The sequence below is a fragment of the Brevundimonas sp. TSRC1-1 genome, assembly GCF_049898245.1.
Lineage (GTDB): Bacteria > Pseudomonadota > Alphaproteobacteria > Caulobacterales > Caulobacteraceae > Brevundimonas > Brevundimonas mediterranea_A.
This window is the reverse complement of the sequence record NZ_JAFCXI010000001.1, coordinates 631,998-647,175: the sequence shown is the minus strand read 5'-3', so window position 1 is coordinate 647,175 and position 15,178 is coordinate 631,998. Positions and strand designations below refer to the sequence as shown.

The following is a 15,178-nucleotide window of genomic DNA, read 5'->3' as shown; positions in this document are numbered from 1 at the left end:
CTTAAGCTCGCTTGCCGACGAGATGGCCATGAGGTTTTTCCGCCGACTGCTGCCCGCCGCTCTCGCAATCCTGTCCTTCGCCCTGCCGGGTTCGGCTCTGGGTCAGGCCCCGCTTTCGCCCGACAAGGCCTTCGCTCTGACGGTGACGCGCGAGGCCGACGGCGATCTGGCCTTCGCCTGGGACATCGCGCCTGGCCATTATCTCTATCGTGACCACACCGTCGCCAGCACGCCGGGCGGGAAGGTGTCTCTACCGCTGGAACTGGCCGCCGGCGAAACCAAGGACGATCCGGGCTTCGGCGTCGTCGACGTCTGGCATGATGCAGGTCGCGCGACCCTGTCGGCGCAGACGTTGACGCAGGCGGGCGAGCCGACGTCGGTCAACATCACCTATCAGGGCTGCCTAGAGGACTCGATCTGCTACCCGCCGATGACACGCACCATCGACGTGCCGACCCGGCCGCAGTCCGACGTGGCCGCGCGGGAGGCCGATGCGCAGACCGCACAGGCCGCCGCCATGCTGGCGATCCAGGCGCCGGACGCTCTACCCGCGCCTGCGAGTGAGGAGGGCGCGTCGGCGCCTTCTCCGGTCGCATCATCGCCGGCGGTCACTCTGGACGCCAACCCGGGCTTCGTCGATCGTCTGGCGCTGCAGGGCGGGGCGACCTGGGTTCTCCTCGCCTTCTTCGGTTTCGGCGTGCTGCTGGCCTTCACGCCCTGCGTCTTTCCCATGTATCCGATCCTGGCCGGCGTCATCGGACGCGGCGTGGACGGGCGCGGTACGCGCCGGGGCCTGACGCTCTCGGTCGCCTATGTGCTGGGCCTTTCCATCGCCTTCGCCCTCCTGGGCGTCGCGGCCGCCTGGTCCGGACAGAACCTGCAGATGGCGCTCCAGTCTGTTTGGGCCGTGGGCGCGCTGGCTGTCGTCTTCGTCATCCTCGCCGCGTCCATGTTCGGCGGCTTCGAGCTGCAGCTGCCCTCGGCCTGGACCAGCCGCCTCTCCCGCGACGGCGGCGATGGGCGGCGCTCCCTGCCCTCAGCCGCAGGTCTGGGCTTCGTCTCGGCCCTCATCGTGGGGCCTTGCGTCACCGCGCCCCTGGCGGGCGCCCTGCTCTACATCGCCCAGACCGGCGACGTTGGGCTGGGCGCGGCGGCCCTGTTCTTCCTGGGCCTGGGCAAGGGGGTGCCCTTGATCGTGTTCGGCACGGTCGGCGCGCGCTTCCTGCCCAAGGCTGGGCCGTGGATGGGCCGGGTCAAGATGCTGTTCGGCTTCATCTTCCTGGGTATGGCCTGGTGGCTGGCCGGCCGCATCCTGCCGCCGACGGCGACGCTGGTTCTCGGCGCGGCGCTGGCGCTCGGTCTGGCTGCCGCCCTCGGCCTGTTCCAGCCCCTCAGCCCAAACCTGAGAAGCGGCGTCGCCCGCGTCGCCGGCCTGGCGGCCGCGACCTGGGGCCTGTTACTGCTGGTCGGACTTAGTCTCGGGGCGGACGACCCGTGGCGCCCGCTCGAACCCCTGGCGCGTCCCGCCGGAGTCACAGCCGACGCGCCGGTGGAGACCGCGGCGGTCGTGCTCGATCAGGCCGCGCTGGACCGCGCCGTCGCCGATGCCGGCGCCCGCGAACGTCCCGCCCTGGTCTATTTCACCGCCGACTGGTGCGTCAGCTGCAAGGTGATCGAGCGGACGGTGTTCGAGGACCCCGCCGTGATCGCCGGCCTTTCGAACACCGACCTGATCAAGGTCGACGTCACGCGCAGCACCCCCGAGGCTCGCGCGCTTCTTGAGCGGCACGGGGTGGTCGGGCCGCCGACGATGATCTTCCTGTCGCCCTCGGCGACCGAAGCGCCGGGGAGCCGGCTGATCGGAGAGATGTCGGCCCAAGACGTCGCCTCCGCCCTGCAGAGCGCCGGAGCCGCCGCATGAACGCCATCACCCTGGGCCCGCTCGTCCTGTCGGGAGAGCGGTTCGCCATTATCGCCGGCGTGTTCGTCTTCATGATCGGCGCCGGACTGCTGGCCAGCCGGGTCAGCCCGCGCTTCAATCTGTGGAGCACGGTCCTGGTCTTCGGCGGTCTGACGGCCGCCCGCCTCGGTCACGTGGCGACGCACTGGGAGTATTTCGGGGCCGACCCGTGGCGGGCGCTCGCGGTCTGGCAGGGCGGGTTCAGCTGGATCTGGGTCGCGCCGGTCGTGATCCTGACCACGATCCTGCTGCTGCGCACGACGCGCGAACGCGCCTGGGCCATTGCGCCTGTGCTGGCCAGCGCCCTGGTTTGGACCACCGCCCATCAGTTGGCCTCGGCGACGCAGCCCATGGCGCCGCCCGCCCTGACGCTGGCCGCGATGGACGCCCCGCCCATCAACCTCTCCGCTCCGGGCGACCGGCCCACGGTGATCAATCTCTGGGCCACATGGTGCCCGCCGTGCCGACGAGAGATGCCGGCTTTGGCCCAGGCCGAGAAAGCCCATCCGAATGTGCGCTTCCTCTTCGTCAACCAGGGCGAGGGCGAGGCCGGCGTTCGCGCCTTCCTGAAGAGCCAGGGGCTGGCCCTCGACCATGTGCTGTTCGACGAGGCCATGGCGGTGCCGCGCCACTACGGCACGGCCGGCATTCCGGTGACCCTATTCCTCCACGCCGACGGCCGTCTGGCCAAGGCCCACATGGGGGAAATCGCCCCCGAACAGATCGCGACCGAAATCGCGCGTCTGCACTGACCCCTCGCCTCACGGAGCTTCCATGAACCGCACCTTCGCCCCTGCCCTCGCCGCCGTCCTGGCGCTCGCCGCCTGCGGCCCCGCCGACGCCGACAACGGCGCGGCGCCCGCCAGCCCTTCCGCCGCCTCTGGACAAGACATGCCGGCCATCGCCCAGGTCGGCTTCAACGATCTGCTTCGGAATCCCGCCGCGCCCTTCATCGGCGCCGAAAACGCCGATGTGACCATTATCGGCTTCGTCGATTACAACTGCCCCTACTGCAAGAAGATGCAGCCGGAGATCGACGGCCTGCTGAAGGCGGACCCCAAGGTGCGCGTCCTGTACAAGGACTGGCCGATCTTCGGCGACGTCTCGGAGACCGCCGCCCGGACCGCCCTGGCCGCCGCCTACCAAGGCAAGTACGAGGCCGTTCACAACGCCTTCATGCTGTCGCCGTCGCGCATCGGCGACCAGGCGGACATCACGCGTCTGGTCCAGTCGGCCGGCGTGGACATGGCGCGCCTGAATCAGGACCTGGCCGATCACCGCGCAGACATTGACGCGGTGCTCGACCGAAACGGCCGAGAAGCGGCGGCCCTGGCCCTCCAGGGCACGCCCGCCTTTATCATCAACGGCAATCTGATCCCCGGCGGCATGCCCCAGGCGCAACTCGAAGCCGTGATCGGTCGTATCCGCTCCGGACAACCGCTGCGCTGAGACCGACCATGACCACCCTGACCCTGCTCCAGCTGAACGACCTGCACGGCTATCTCGAGCCGCATCCCGAACTGGTGCGCACCGAAGGCGGCTGGCGGTTCGAACGGCTGGGCGGGGTCGCCCGCATCGCGCGCCTCTTCGAAGAGGCGCGCGCCGAAGGTCCATGCCTGACCCTGGACAACGGCGACACCTTCCATGGCACGCGGGTCGCCGTCGCCAGCCGGGGCGAGGCGCTGGTTCCGATTATGAAGGCCCTGAAGATCGACGCCATGACGGCGCACTGGGAGTTCGCCTATGGCCCCGCGGGGTTCAAGGCGTTGGCTTCAAGGCTCGATTATCCCGTTCTGGCCGCCAATGTCTTTCGCAAGGACGACGGCACGCCGGTGTTCGACGGGCGATGGGTGTTCGAGCGCGGCGGTCTGAGGATCGGCGTGATCGGCCTGGCCTGCCCCATCGTCGACAAAACCATGCCCCCGACTTCTCCGAAGGCGTGCGGTTTGAAATGGGGGTGGCCGAAGCCCGCGAGCAGTTGCACCAGCTCCGCGCGGAAAAGGTCGATCTGGTCGTCCTGCTGTCGCACCTGGGCTTTCCGCAGGATCTGAAGTTGGCCGCCGCGACGCCGGGCATCGACGTGATCCTGAGCGGCCATACCCATAACCGCCTGCACGAGCCGGCCCGCATCGGCGACACCCTGATCATCCAGTCCGGCTGCCACGGCGCCTATATCGGCCGGCTGGACCTGGAGATTGCAGAGGGCCGCGTGTCCCTGCGCCGCCATCGGCTCATAGCCGTGGACGCCGGCCCCGAAGACGATCAAGTCGCCGGCTTGGTGGAGACGGCCCTGGCTCCCGAGCGCGAGCGTCTGGCGCGCGTCATCGGCCGCACGGCCATCCCCCTTCACCGCTACGCCATGGCCAGCGCGCCGATGGACGACGTCCTGCTGGCGGCGGCGGCGCAGGGAGCGGGCGTGGACATCGCCTTCTCGAACGGCTGGCGCTACGGCGCGCCCGTCCCGCCGGGTCCGGTCACTCTGGGCGACCTCTACAATATGGCGCCGATGAACCCGCCCATCTCGCGCACGACGCTGACCGGAGCCGAGTTGAAGGCGATGCTGGAAGAGAATCTTGAGCGCACCTTCGCCGCCGACCCGTATGAGCAGATGGGCGGCTACATCAAACGCTGCCGGGGCTTGACGGCCTTCGTGAAGCTGGAGAATCCCAAGGGACAGCGCCTTGATCGCCTGCTGGTCGGGGACCGCGCTGTCGAGCCGGAGGCGGACTATCCGGTGGCCTTCGTCACCGCCCAGGGGGTGCCCGAACATTACGGGCGAGACCGCCGGACGCTCGACATCGACACTGTGGGCGCGCTTGAATCCTGGTTCGCCGACCATACGCCTGGCGAGACCGATCTGCCTGCCAGCGTCCTCATCATATGAAGGAACACCTTATGGACTCCGTCGCCGCCCGCGACTTCTGGAATAGCCGCTATGACCGCCAGGACTATCTGTTCGGCGAGACGCCCAACGCCTTCCTGGCCGCTCAGATCGCGCGGCTCCAGCCCGGCATGACCGCTCTGGCGGTCGCCGACGGCGAGGGGCGAAACGGCGTTTGGCTCGCCGAACAGGGCCTGACTGTCACGACCACGGACATCGCCCCACGCGCGATCGAGAAGGCCCTCGCCCTGGCCGAGCGACGCGGGGTCGCGCTGGACGCCCAGCTGGCGGACCTCGAGACCTGGGCCTGGCCGCAGGATGCGTTCGACGTCGTGGTCGCCGTCTTCATTCAGTTCGCCCCGCCTCCCCAGCGCGACCGAATCTTCGAGCGTATGAAGGCGGCGGTGAAGTCCGGCGGCCTGATCCTGCTGCAGGGCTATCGGCCGGAACAGATCGCCTATGGTACGGGCGGCCCGGGGCAGGTCGAGAACCTCTACACCGAGGCGCTGCTCCGCGACGCCTTCGCCGACTTCGACATCCTGCATCTGAAAAGTCACGACAGCGACGTCTCCGAAGGCGCCGGCCACAGCGGCCGGTCCGCCCTGATCGATCTCGTCGCCCGCCGTCCCTGACCCCCAGCGCCCGCACACCGGAACCCGCCATGAAAACCCTCCTCCTCGCCCTGTCCCTGGCCGCCTCCCTGGCGGCCTCCCCGAGCTTCGCTCAGGCTGTTTCAGGCTTCGGCGGCTTCAAGCCCCTGCCCGAGGCCGGCGAACAGCCGGATCCGTCGCGCGTCTATCGGGTCATCTTCGACGTGTCCCAGGGCGGTCCGGACGACAGGCCGTTGAAGGGACTGGATCGCGTCGCGCGGCTGGCGAATATGCTGGCGGCGGGCGGCGTGGACGCCGACCATCGTCAGATCGTGGTCGTCCTGCACGGCGCCGCCACCCCTGCGGTCCTCTCCGACGCCGCCTGGGCCGCAAGCGGCAAGGGGGACGCCAACCCCAACAGCGCCTTGATCCGCAGCCTCATCGCCGCCGGCGTCCAGGTTCGGCTGTGCGGCCAGGCCATGGCGGGGAACGGCATAATGCAAGCCGACCTCGAACCGGGCGTGAGCGTCGATCTCGCCGCCCTGATGACAGTCATCCACCACCAGCAGGCTGGATATGCCCTGGTTGTGAACTGACGGCTCGGCATAGACGGAACCTTCCCTGGCCATAAAAACTATTAGTTTGTGTAAGTGTGTATGTAAGTGTTCAATGGGGCGTCTGAAGGAGACATCGACATGACCGGACTGCCCCGCCTCAACGAACCCGCCCCCGACTTTCACGCCCGCACCACGCACGGGGACCGCAGCCTGGCCGATTACCGCGGCAAATGGCTGATCCTCTTCTCCCACCCGTCGGACTTCACCCCGGTCTGCACGACCGAGTTCATTGGCTTCGCCAAGCACGCGGATGAATTCGCCGCGATGAACTGCGAGCTCCTGGGGCTCTCGATCGACAGCATCTTCTCGCACCTGGCCTGGACCCGGAACATCAAGGAGAAGTTCGGCGTCGAAATCCCCTTCCCCATCATCGAGGATCTGAAGATGGAGGTGGCCCAGGCCTACGGGATGATCCACCCCGGGGCGGCTGACACTTCGGCTGTTCGCGCCACCTTCCTGATCGATCCGGAAGGCAAGCTGCGCGCCATGGTCTACTATCCCATGAGCAATGGCCGCAGCATCGAAGAGTTCGTTCGGCTGCTCACCGCGCTCCAGGCGTCCGACGCCAACGGGGTCGCGACGCCTGAGAACTGGCGCCCTGGCCAACCGGCCATCGTCCCCCCACCCAAGACCGCCGAGGCGGCTGAGGCCCGCGCCTCCGAGGGTTACGTCTACACCGACTGGTATTTCTCGACGCGCGACCTCCCCGACGCCCCGAAAGCCGCCTGATCGGACGCTGGCCGGGCCGCGCAAGCGGTCCGGCCCTTTTCTTCGCAAACCAAACGGAGCCTTCATGCAGATCATCGACCACGGCGGAGCGCGCATCGCGGCGCTCCACGACAAGAAGACCGGCAGTTGGCAATATGTCGTCTCCGACCCGGTCAGCCGCAAATGCGCGATCATCGATCCGGTCTGGGATTTCGACGAGAAGGCGGCGGCGACCTCGACCCGCAACGCCGACGCCATCCTGGACTACGTCAAGGCGGAAGGCCTGACCGTCGAATGGCTGCTGGACACCCATCCCCACGCCGACCACTTCTCCGCCGCGCCCTACCTCAACGAGAAGCTGGAGGCCCCCACTGCGATCGGCGAAAAAGTCATCGGCGTCCAGAGGCTGTGGAAGGACATCTACGGCCTGGACGACGACTTCCCAACCGACGGTCGCCAGTGGGACCGTCTCTTCCAGGCGGGTGATACGTTTGCTGTCGGCGACCTGCAGGGGCGGGTCATCTTCTCCCCAGGCCACACCCTGGCGTCCATCACCTATGTGATCGGCGGCAACGCCTTCGTCCACGACACCCTGATGATGCCCTATGCCGGCACCTCGCGCGCCGACTTTCCGGGCGGCGACTCCAAGGCCCTCTACCGAAGCATCCAGGACATCCTGGCCCTGCCCGAGGAGACCGGCGTCTTCGTCGGCCACGACTACGGTCCCGATGGCCGCGAGCCCGCCTGCTTCAGCACCGTGAGAGAGCAGAAGGCGGACAACATCCATGTCGGCGGCGGACGCGGAGAGGCGGATTTCGTGCGGCTTCGCGACGGGCGGGACGCCACCCTGCCCTTGCCGAACCTGATGCTCTACGCGCTTCAGGTGAACATCCGCGGCGGGGTGCTGCCGCCGCCCGCGCCAGATGGGCGGGTCTATTTCAAGATCCCCGCCAATCACTTCGCCCCGCCCCAGGAGAACTCTTGATGCGTCTTTCCACCCTGGCCCTGGCCGCCCTTTTGAGCGCGACGGCCCTGGCCACCCACGCCCAGACGCCCGCCGATCCTCTTCATGTCTACGGTCCGGGCGGCCCCGCCCCCGCCATGCGCGAAGCGGCGAAGGCCTATGAAGCGCGCACCGGTCGCGCCGTGGCCGTCGTCGCCGGACCCACGCCCCAATGGCTGGGCCAGGCCAAGGCGGACGGCGACCTGATCTTCTCAGGCTCCGAGACGATGATGACCGACTTCGTCAGCGCTCTGGAGGGCCGCATCCGCGCCGAGGCGGTCGAGCCGCTCTATCTGCGCACCGCCTCCGTCCTCGTTCGGCCGGGAAATCCGAACGGCATCGGCGGCCTGGAGGATCTCTTCCAGCCGGGTCGCCGTGTCTTGGTCGTCAACGGCGCGGGCCAGAACGGCCTGTGGGAGGACATGGCCGGTCGCACCGGCGACATCGCCAAGGTGCGCGCGCTGCGTCGCAACATCGTCGTCTACGCCCGCAACAGCGCCGAGGCCCGACAGGCCTGGATCGACGACCCGACGCTGGACGCCTGGATCATCTGGGGCATCTGGCAGGTCGCCAATCCGGACCTCGCTGATGTGGTCGAGGTCGAAGAGCCCTATCGCATCTACCGCGACGCCGGCGCCGTTGTGACCGAGACCGGCCGCCAGGACGCCGACGCCCAGCCGTTCCTTGAATTTCTGAAGTCCGATGAGGGGGCCGCCATCTTCGCGCGTTGGGGTTGGCGGACCGGCCAACCTTAAGCCTGCCTTAAGGTGAACCCCGCGGTGTCGGCGGCATGGCCAACCGTCGCTCCTTCACCCTGAACCGCCGACACCTGCTCGCGGCGGCCGCGGCGCCGCTCTGGCTCTCGACGACCGCGCGAGCCGTATCGGCGCCCGCCGCGTTGAACATCACCGCCCTGACCGCAGCCTTCTACGCCGCCCGCGGCGGACGCCCGGCCTGGGCGGGGCCAGCGCGCCGGCAAGCCATGGACGCCTTGGCCCTGGCGGACCGCCACGGCCTATCAGCGCCCGACGGCCTCGCCCTAGGCGAAGCCGAGCTGACACAGGCCATCCTGACCCTGGCCGAGGCGCTCGCGCATGGCCGGGTCGATCCAGCATCGGTGGAGACGCTTTGGGAGATGGGTCGCAACCAGGTCGCTACGCCGCCGCTGCTGGCGACGGCGGTCGACGACGGAACGTTGGCCGAGACGATGGCGGGCCTCGCGCCCCAGGACCGCGGCTATCAGGGCCTGTGCGACGGCTTCCTCCGCTATCGCGCCATCGCCGACCGCGGCGGTTGGCCGCCCTTCGCCCTGGGCGCAACGATCGAACCGTTTGCGTCCGACCCCCGCCTTCCCGCCCTCCTGCCGCGCCTTCGGGTGGAAGGCGATCTGAGCGACGCCGCCGCCGCGATGGTCGGCCCGTCTGGCGGTGACTACGGCTCCGTTCTGCAAGAGGCCGTTCGGGCGTTCCAGGTGCGCCACGGTCTGGAAGCGGACGCCCGCATCGGCCCGGCGACCCAGCGGGCGCTGTCGATTTCGGCCGAGGCCCGTGCTCGCCAGATCGCGCTCAATCTGGAACGCCGCCGTTGGCTGAAGCGGGACGTGGCCCCGGAACGGATCGAGGTGAACACCGCCGCCTCCATCATGGTCTACTGGAAGGATGATCGGCCCGTGCATTCGATGCGGGTCGTGACGGGAGACGCGGACAATGCGACGCCCAGCCTCGAACGGCCCTTCGCCTCGGTCGTCGCTAATCCGCCCTGGACGGTCCCGACCTCCATCGCCCAGCGCGAGATCCTGCCGCGCGGCGCCGCCTATATGCGGGCGAACAACATGACGATCCAGAACGGCATGGTGGTTCAGCGCGCCGGCCCGAACGCCGCCCTGGGCCAGGTCAAGTTCGAGCTTCAGGACAGCTACGCCATCTTCCTGCACGACACCCCGTCGCGGGGTGCGTTCGACCAGAGCTTCCGCCATCTCAGCCACGGCTGCGTGCGGGTGCAGGACGCCGTCGGCTTCGCCCGACTTCTGCTGGCGCCCGACCCCGAAAGGCTGGCCCGCTTCGACGCCGCGCTGGACAGCGGCCAGACCGTCCGGGTGGCGACCGGTCGGCCGATCGACGTGCGCCTGCTGTATTGGACCGCCTTCCTGGACGGCCAAGGCCGCGTCGCCTTTCGCGATGACATCTATCGTCGCGACACCCGTCTGGCGGAGGCGTTGGGCATCGCCCTGCACCTGCCGCGGCCCGACGACCGGCGCGCCGATGCGGACGACGTCGGCCCCTGACGGCTATTCGGTCGTGCGGCCGTCGAAATGCTCGTGGTCGGCGGAGGCCTCTTCCACCGTGGCGTGAACCGTCCCGTCGAGATGCTCCGGCGGACCATAGAGGGTGTAGAGCCGAAGCGGCTCGGACCCCGTGCTGACCACATTGTGCCGGGCGCCCTGAGGGACGATGACCCCGTCGTCCGCCTTCACGGCGTGACGAACGCCATCGATCCAGATTTCGCCCTCGCCCGCCTCGATGCGGAAGAACTGGTCGCGGTCGTCGTGGACCTCTTCGCCGATCTCCTGACCGGGCGGAATGGCCATGAGGACGAGCTGCAGATTGTGGCCGGTGTAGAGAACACGGCGAAAGTCTGTGTTCTCTTCCGTCAGACGTTCGATATTGTCGATGAAGCCCTTCACGAGAGTCTCCTGTGCGGGTTGGCCGTCAGCGACGCGCGACGGCGGTGATGCGCGCGAATTGCGCCGTGTCGCCGCGAGCCGGCGTCGATGGGCGGGGCGCCGGGGCGGCGACGCGCGCGCCGACCGCCTTCGCATCGCCGCAGAAGATCTCATAGAGCATGCCCATGACCGCCTGGGCCCGCTCGTCGGCGATCGAATAGAAGATTGAGCGCGACTGACGGCGCGTCTTGACCAGACCGTACTGGCGCAGCTCCGCTAGTTGCTGGGACAAGGCCGGCTGTTTGATGCCCAGGTCCGCCTCGAGCTGGCCAACCGAACGTTCCTCCTCGGCGATATGGCACAGGATCAGCAGCCGGTTGGCGTTGGCCAACTGGCGCAGCAGTTCTGCGGCCTCCGGCGCCTTTTCCTTCAGCCGCTCCATGGCGGCCGCTTGATCGTCGGTCATGCGCGGCGCTCGCGGTAGTACCAGGGCGCATCGCCGTCACCGTCGGCGATGGCGGCGTCCAGGGTGGTGGCGGCCGGCTCCAGGAGAGCGTCGCCGGGCGTCCAGCCCGCCGGCGTGGAGGCCGCCTCACGGTCAGAAGTCTGCAAGGCGGTGACGAGACGCAGCAGCTCATCAACCGAGCGGCCGATGTTCATCGGGTACCAGCTGATGGCGCGCACCACGCCTTCGGGATCGATCACGAAGGTGGCGCGCACCGTCGCGCTGTCGCTCGAGCCGGCGTCCACCATGCCGAAGGCGTGGCCGATGGCCATGGAGGGATCCTCGATGATCGGGAACGGCACCTTCACGCCGAAGCGGCGGTAAATGTCCTTCAGCCAGGCCAGGTGCGAATACAGGCTGTCGACCGACAGGGCCATCAGATCGCAGTCGATCGCCGCGAAGGCGTCGGCCTGCCTTGCCAGCGCCACGAACTCGCTGGTGCAGACCGGCGTGAAGTCCGCCGGATGCGAGAACAGCACCAGCCAGCGTCCACGGTAGTCGCTCAGGCGCTTTTCGCCCTGGGTCGTGCGCGCGGTGAAGTCCGGCGCTGTGTCGTTGATGCGCAGGGCGCGCATCGCGGCGGGATAGATGGTCGGCGCGGCGTCGGTCGTTTCCATGGCCCCAAGCTAAGCGCTTCCCACCGTTTCCGCCACATTAAAATACATACTTGCACGAACTATGAATGGGTATATGTGTTGAGTCACCGAAACGGAGACACGCCATGTCCTCGCCCACCCCCGATCCCGCCCGCGACCACGCCGCCGACATCGTGCGCGCCGCGCTGGGCGATCCTCGCCAGCGCCCTGTCGTCAAGTCATTCTTCGACGAGGCCACCTTCACCGTCAGCCATGTCGTGCGCGATCCCGGCTCCGACGTCTGCGCCATCATCGACAGCGTGCTCGACTACGATCCGGCGTCCGGCCGCACCGCCCACGCCTCGGCGGACGCCCTCATTGATTACGTGAAATCCGAAGGTCTCACGGTCCAGTGGCTGTTGGAGACCCACGCCCACGCCGATCACCTGTCGGCGGCCCCCTATCTCCAGGAAAAGCTCGGCGGTCAGCTGGCCATCGGCCATGAGATCCTCACCGTCCAGGCGGTGTTCGGCAAGATCTTCAACGAAGGGACCGACTTCCGCCGCGACGGCAGCCAGTTCGACCATCTGTTCAACGACGGCGACCGGTTCGAGATCGGCGGACTGAAGGCCACGGTCCTGCATGTGCCCGGCCATACCCCGGCCTGTCTGGCCTATGTCATCGGCGACGCTGTCTTTCCCGGCGACACCATGTTCATGCCCGACTACGGCACGGCGCGCTGCGACTTCCCCGGCGGCGACGCCGGGACCCTGTATCGCTCGATCCATCGCCTGACCTCCCTGCCGGACGAGGCGCGGGTCTTCCTGTGCCACGACTACAAGGCGCCGCCGGGCCGGACCGAGTTCGCCTGGGAGACCACCATCGGCGCCCAGCGCACCGGCAACATCCATATCCGCGACGGCGTCAGCGAGGACGAGTTCGTGGCCATGCGCACCCAGCGCGACGCCACCCTGCCCATGCCCAAACTGATCCTGCCGTCAGTCCAGGTGAACATGAACGGCGGCCGCCCGCCCGAGCCCGAGGACAATGGGGTGCGCTACCTCAAGGTCCCGCTGAACGCGCTGTGAGACGAGCCCCCCATGCTTGAGCCCATCCCCTTCGTCTGGCCGCTGGCCGGCGGCCTGCTGGTCGGCCTGTCCGCCGGTCTCTATCTGTTGCTGAACGGGCGCGTGGCCGGGATCTCCGGCCTGACCGCCGCGGCGACCGGCCTGTCGAAAGGCGCGCCGCGCACCCTGGGCCTGCTTTTCATCGCCGGCCTGCTGGGCGGCGCGGCCCTGGCCTCGGCGCTGATCCGTAGGCCCGAGGTGCAGATCACCTCGGACATCTGGCTGCTGATGCTCGGCGGCCTGATCGTCGGTTTCGGCACCCGCTGGGGCTCGGGCTGCACCAGCGGCCACGGCGTCTGCGGCCTGGCCCGCCTGTCGCCCCGCTCCATCGTCGCCACCGGCGTCTTCATGGCCGTCGCGGCCCTGACCGTCTTCGTCACCCGCCACCTGTTGGGAGGCCTGGCATGAACCGGCTGATCGTCGCCGTCCTGTGCGGCCTGCTGTTCGGCGCCGGCATGGTGGTGTCCGACATGATCAATCCGGCCCGCCTCCTGGCCTTCCTGGATGTGACGGGCGCCTGGGACCCCTCGCTGGCCTTCGTCATGGGCGGGGCGCTGATCCCCTCCGCCATCGCCTATCTGATCCGCCGTCGCATGGAGACGCCGGTCACGGCCGAGACCTTCCATGTGCCTGAGAGCCGCACCATCGACACCCCTCTGGTCGGCGGGGCCGTCCTGTTCGGCCTGGGCTGGGGGCTGGTCGGCCTGTGCCCCGGCCCGGCGCTGGCGGCCCTGACGACCGGCGCCTGGCAGGCCTTTGTCTTCGTCGGCGCCCTCGTGGCCGGCATGGCGCTGTTCCGCCTGACGCTCGACCGAAACGCCTGAACCAGAAAAGACCCTAGGGAGACAAAGCCATGGATATCCGCCCCTTGGACGAGGCCCTATCCGCCTCGCCCCAGATCGCCCCGGAAGACCTGCCCGCCATCGCGGCCCAGGGTTTCCGGTCGGTGATCTCCAACCGACCCGACGGCGAGGAGCCCGGCCAGCCCAGCGCCGAGGCTCTGCGCCAGGCCGCCAAGGCCGCCGGCCTCGCCTTCGCCCACGTTCCCGTGGTCGGCGGCGCCATCTCCGACCAGGACGTGGCGGACTTCCGCGAGGCTCTGGCTGACCTGCCCCAGCCCGTGTTCGGTTTCTGCCGCACCGGCACGCGCACGACCACCCTGTGGGCGCTCACGAACGCCGGCTCGGAGAGCCCCGATCATCTGATCGCCCGCGCCAAGAGCGCCGGCTACGACCTCGGCGCCCTGCGTCCCCGTCTTGAAGGAGCCGCGTCATGAGCGCCCAGTACGCCCCCCTGGAGTCCTGCGATGTCCTGATCGTCGGCGGCGGATCCGCCGGCATCGCCACGGCCGCCAGCCTCCTGCGCCGCCGCCCAGGCCTCGATGTTCGCATCGTGGAGCCGTCCGAACATCACTACTATCAGCCCGGCTGGACCATGGTCGGCGCCGGCGTCTTCACGCCCGAGCGGACCCAGCGCCGCACCGAGGATCTGATCCCCCAAGGCGCCCAGTGGGTGCGGGGCGCGGTCGCGGCCTTCGACCCCCTCCACGATCGCGTCGAACTGACCGACGGCCGCTGGATCGGCTACCGGATGCTGGTCGCGGCGCCGGGACTGAAGCTGGACTGGGCGGCCATCCCTGGCCTGGCCGAAACCCTGGGGCGCAACAACGTCACCTCCAACTACGGCTACGAGACTGCGCCCTACACCTGGAAACTGGTGCAGGCCATGCACAGCGGCCGGGCGATCTTCACCCAGCCGCCCATGCCGATCAAATGCGCCGGCGCCCCGCAGAAGGCCATGTATCTGTCGGCCGACCACTGGCGCGACAACGGCCGAAACGACATCGAGATCGAATTCCACAACGCAGGACCCGTGCTGTTCGGCGTCAAGGACTACGTCCCGGCGCTGATGGAATATGTTCGCAAGTATCGCATCGACCTGAACTTCGGGTCGAAACTTGTCGCGGTGGACGGCCCGGCGCGGATCGCGACCTTCGCCGTGACGGGTGCGGACGGCGAAGTGCGCCAGACGCGGCGCGAGTTCGACTTCCTGCACGTCTGCCCGCCGCAGACCGCGCCGGACTTCATTCGCGAAAGTCCGCTGGCCGCCGAAAGCGGCTGGATCGAGGTGGATGACGCCACCTTGCGTCACAAGCGGTTCGAAAACGTCTTCGGTCTGGGCGACGCCTGTTCGGCGCCCAACGCCAAGACCGCTGCGGCCGCCCGCAAACAGGCGCCGGTGGTGGCCGAGAACATCCTGTCGCTGCTGGACGGCCAGCCGATGCGGGCGGTCTATGACGGCTATGGCTCATGTCCGCTCACGGTCGAGCGCGGCAAGATCGTTCTGGCCGAGTTCGGCTATGGCGGCAAGCTCCTGCCCAGCTTCCCGAAATGGCTTCTGGACGGCACCAAGCCGACCCGCCTGGCCTGGCTGCTGAAGTCCGAGGCGCTGCCGGAGATCTACTGGTCCGCCATGCTGAAGGGCCGAGAATGGATGGCGGGTCCCGAGCACGTCGAGCCCGCACCGCAATTTCGTCCCGCCGTCGCCTGA

General features: G+C 68.5%; 19 protein-coding genes. 16 read left to right on the top strand and 3 right to left on the bottom strand.

The features are described from left to right. The first annotated feature begins 28 nt into the window (after positions 1 to 28). From dsbD to ACP7CK_RS03230, 11 genes are all read left to right on the top strand, one after another. Complete coding sequence (gene dsbD, locus ACP7CK_RS03280) at positions 29 to 1,921, top strand: protein-disulfide reductase DsbD (protein WP_426025098.1); 1,893 nt, start codon at positions 29 to 31, stop codon at positions 1,919 to 1,921. Next, positions 1,918 to 2,712, top strand: coding sequence for a prolipoprotein diacylglyceryl transferase family protein (locus ACP7CK_RS03275; RefSeq protein WP_426025097.1), 795 nt, complete (start codon positions 1,918 to 1,920; stop codon positions 2,710 to 2,712). The genes dsbD and ACP7CK_RS03275 overlap by 4 nt, the downstream gene beginning before the upstream one ends. A gap of 22 nt (positions 2,713 to 2,734) precedes the next feature. Beyond that, entirely contained in the window at positions 2,735 to 3,409 is a 675-nt protein-coding gene (locus ACP7CK_RS03270; protein ID WP_426025096.1) for a DsbA family protein, read from the top strand. 8 nt (positions 3,410 to 3,417) lie between these two features. Continuing rightward, positions 3,418 to 4,011, top strand: coding sequence for a hypothetical protein (locus ACP7CK_RS03265; RefSeq protein WP_426025095.1), 594 nt, complete (start codon positions 3,418 to 3,420; stop codon positions 4,009 to 4,011). After that, complete coding sequence (locus tag ACP7CK_RS03260; RefSeq protein WP_426025094.1) at positions 3,918 to 4,844, top strand: bifunctional metallophosphatase/5'-nucleotidase; 927 nt, start codon at positions 3,918 to 3,920, stop codon at positions 4,842 to 4,844. The genes ACP7CK_RS03265 and ACP7CK_RS03260 overlap by 94 nt, the downstream gene beginning before the upstream one ends. An 11-nt stretch (positions 4,845 to 4,855) precedes the next feature. After that, positions 4,856 to 5,473 carry an SAM-dependent methyltransferase gene (locus ACP7CK_RS03255; RefSeq protein ID WP_426025093.1) on the top strand — a complete coding sequence of 206 codons (618 nt, stop codon included), beginning with the start codon at positions 4,856 to 4,858 and terminating at the stop codon, positions 5,471 to 5,473. 29 nt (positions 5,474 to 5,502) lie between these two features. Beyond that, positions 5,503 to 6,027 carry a DsrE family protein gene (locus ACP7CK_RS03250; protein ID WP_426025092.1) on the top strand — a complete coding sequence of 175 codons (525 nt, stop codon included), beginning with the start codon at positions 5,503 to 5,505 and terminating at the stop codon, positions 6,025 to 6,027. 99 nt (positions 6,028 to 6,126) lie between these two features. After that, the gene (locus tag ACP7CK_RS03245; protein WP_119412811.1) at positions 6,127 to 6,777 is read left to right on the top strand and encodes a peroxiredoxin; all 651 of its coding nucleotides are present in this window, start codon (positions 6,127 to 6,129) and stop codon (positions 6,775 to 6,777) included. Positions 6,778 to 6,841: 64 nt separating this feature from the next. Next, positions 6,842 to 7,741, top strand: a complete 900-nt coding sequence (locus ACP7CK_RS03240) for an MBL fold metallo-hydrolase (protein WP_426025091.1) — start codon at positions 6,842 to 6,844, stop codon at positions 7,739 to 7,741. Continuing rightward, positions 7,741 to 8,514 (top strand): substrate-binding domain-containing protein, encoded by a 774-nt coding sequence (locus ACP7CK_RS03235; RefSeq protein ID WP_426025090.1) that lies wholly within the window; start codon positions 7,741 to 7,743, stop codon positions 8,512 to 8,514. The genes ACP7CK_RS03240 and ACP7CK_RS03235 overlap by 1 nt, the downstream gene beginning before the upstream one ends. Positions 8,515 to 8,549: 35 nt before the next feature. Further along, positions 8,550 to 10,043, top strand: a complete 1,494-nt coding sequence (locus ACP7CK_RS03230) for a L,D-transpeptidase family protein (RefSeq protein ID WP_426025089.1) — start codon at positions 8,550 to 8,552, stop codon at positions 10,041 to 10,043. Positions 10,044 to 10,046: 3 nt separating this feature from the next. Here the strand turns inward: ACP7CK_RS03230 and ACP7CK_RS03225 are convergent, their stop codons facing one another. The 3 genes from ACP7CK_RS03225 to ACP7CK_RS03215 are packed head-to-tail and all read right to left on the bottom strand — an operon-like array spanning position 10,047 to position 11,543. Continuing rightward, positions 10,047 to 10,442 carry a cupin domain-containing protein gene (locus tag ACP7CK_RS03225; protein WP_219354426.1) on the bottom strand — a complete coding sequence of 132 codons (396 nt, stop codon included), beginning with the start codon at positions 10,440 to 10,442 and terminating at the stop codon, positions 10,047 to 10,049. A 25-nt stretch (positions 10,443 to 10,467) separates the two neighbouring features. Beyond that, positions 10,468 to 10,887, bottom strand: a complete 420-nt coding sequence (locus ACP7CK_RS03220; protein WP_008259045.1) for an ArsR/SmtB family transcription factor — start codon at positions 10,885 to 10,887, stop codon at positions 10,468 to 10,470. Then, a complete protein-coding gene (locus ACP7CK_RS03215) occupies positions 10,884 to 11,543 on the bottom strand; it encodes a peroxiredoxin (RefSeq protein WP_426025088.1) in 660 nt (219 codons plus the stop codon). The genes ACP7CK_RS03220 and ACP7CK_RS03215 overlap by 4 nt, the downstream gene beginning before the upstream one ends. Before the next feature lie 104 nt (positions 11,544 to 11,647). Between ACP7CK_RS03215 and ACP7CK_RS03210 the strand changes: the two genes are divergently transcribed. From ACP7CK_RS03210 to ACP7CK_RS03190, 5 genes are read left to right on the top strand one after another with little or no spacing between them, the layout of a single operon-like run. Then, positions 11,648 to 12,589 carry an MBL fold metallo-hydrolase gene (locus ACP7CK_RS03210; protein ID WP_426025087.1) on the top strand — a complete coding sequence of 314 codons (942 nt, stop codon included), beginning with the start codon at positions 11,648 to 11,650 and terminating at the stop codon, positions 12,587 to 12,589. A gap of 12 nt (positions 12,590 to 12,601) precedes the next feature. Beyond that, positions 12,602 to 13,036, top strand: a complete 435-nt coding sequence (locus ACP7CK_RS03205; RefSeq protein ID WP_426025086.1) for a YeeE/YedE family protein — start codon at positions 12,602 to 12,604, stop codon at positions 13,034 to 13,036. Then, the gene (locus tag ACP7CK_RS03200) at positions 13,033 to 13,452 is read left to right on the top strand and encodes a DUF6691 family protein (RefSeq protein WP_426025085.1); all 420 of its coding nucleotides are present in this window, start codon (positions 13,033 to 13,035) and stop codon (positions 13,450 to 13,452) included. The genes ACP7CK_RS03205 and ACP7CK_RS03200 overlap by 4 nt, the downstream gene beginning before the upstream one ends. A 29-nt stretch (positions 13,453 to 13,481) precedes the next feature. Continuing rightward, positions 13,482 to 13,904: a TIGR01244 family sulfur transferase gene (locus ACP7CK_RS03195; protein ID WP_426025084.1), complete on the top strand. Its 423-nt coding sequence runs from the start codon at positions 13,482 to 13,484 to the stop codon at positions 13,902 to 13,904. Further along, entirely contained in the window at positions 13,901 to 15,178 is a 1,278-nt protein-coding gene (locus ACP7CK_RS03190) for an FAD-dependent oxidoreductase (protein ID WP_426025083.1), read from the top strand. Before ACP7CK_RS03195 ends, ACP7CK_RS03190 begins: the two co-directional genes overlap by 4 nt.

Bases quoted from the DNA above. Each gene is read 5' to 3' on its own strand.
- ACP7CK_RS03190 (WP_426025083.1), top strand. From the start codon at position 13,901: ATGAGCGCCCAGTACGCCCCCCTGGAGTCCTGCGATGTCCTGATCGTC.
- ACP7CK_RS03255 (WP_426025093.1), top strand. From the start codon at position 4,856: ATGGACTCCGTCGCCGCCCGCGACTTCTGGAATAGCCGCTATGACCGC.
- ACP7CK_RS03250 (WP_426025092.1), top strand. From the start codon at position 5,503: ATGAAAACCCTCCTCCTCGCCCTGTCCCTGGCCGCCTCCCTGGCGGCC.
- ACP7CK_RS03275 (WP_426025097.1), top strand. From the start codon at position 1,918: ATGAACGCCATCACCCTGGGCCCGCTCGTCCTGTCGGGAGAGCGGTTC.
- dsbD (WP_426025098.1), top strand. From the start codon at position 29: ATGAGGTTTTTCCGCCGACTGCTGCCCGCCGCTCTCGCAATCCTGTCC.
- ACP7CK_RS03230 (WP_426025089.1), top strand. From the start codon at position 8,550: ATGGCCAACCGTCGCTCCTTCACCCTGAACCGCCGACACCTGCTCGCG.
- ACP7CK_RS03210 (WP_426025087.1), top strand. From the start codon at position 11,648: ATGTCCTCGCCCACCCCCGATCCCGCCCGCGACCACGCCGCCGACATC.
- ACP7CK_RS03205 (WP_426025086.1), top strand. From the start codon at position 12,602: ATGCTTGAGCCCATCCCCTTCGTCTGGCCGCTGGCCGGCGGCCTGCTG.
- ACP7CK_RS03235 (WP_426025090.1), top strand. From the start codon at position 7,741: ATGCGTCTTTCCACCCTGGCCCTGGCCGCCCTTTTGAGCGCGACGGCC.
- ACP7CK_RS03270 (WP_426025096.1), top strand. From the start codon at position 2,735: ATGAACCGCACCTTCGCCCCTGCCCTCGCCGCCGTCCTGGCGCTCGCC.
- ACP7CK_RS03265 (WP_426025095.1), top strand. From the start codon at position 3,418: ATGACCACCCTGACCCTGCTCCAGCTGAACGACCTGCACGGCTATCTC.
- ACP7CK_RS03215 (WP_426025088.1), bottom strand. From the start codon at position 11,543: ATGGAAACGACCGACGCCGCGCCGACCATCTATCCCGCCGCGATGCGC.
- ACP7CK_RS03240 (WP_426025091.1), top strand. From the start codon at position 6,842: ATGCAGATCATCGACCACGGCGGAGCGCGCATCGCGGCGCTCCACGAC.
- ACP7CK_RS03200 (WP_426025085.1), top strand. From the start codon at position 13,033: ATGAACCGGCTGATCGTCGCCGTCCTGTGCGGCCTGCTGTTCGGCGCC.
- ACP7CK_RS03245 (WP_119412811.1), top strand. From the start codon at position 6,127: ATGACCGGACTGCCCCGCCTCAACGAACCCGCCCCCGACTTTCACGCC.
- ACP7CK_RS03195 (WP_426025084.1), top strand. From the start codon at position 13,482: ATGGATATCCGCCCCTTGGACGAGGCCCTATCCGCCTCGCCCCAGATC.
- ACP7CK_RS03220 (WP_008259045.1), bottom strand. From the start codon at position 10,887: ATGACCGACGATCAAGCGGCCGCCATGGAGCGGCTGAAGGAAAAGGCG.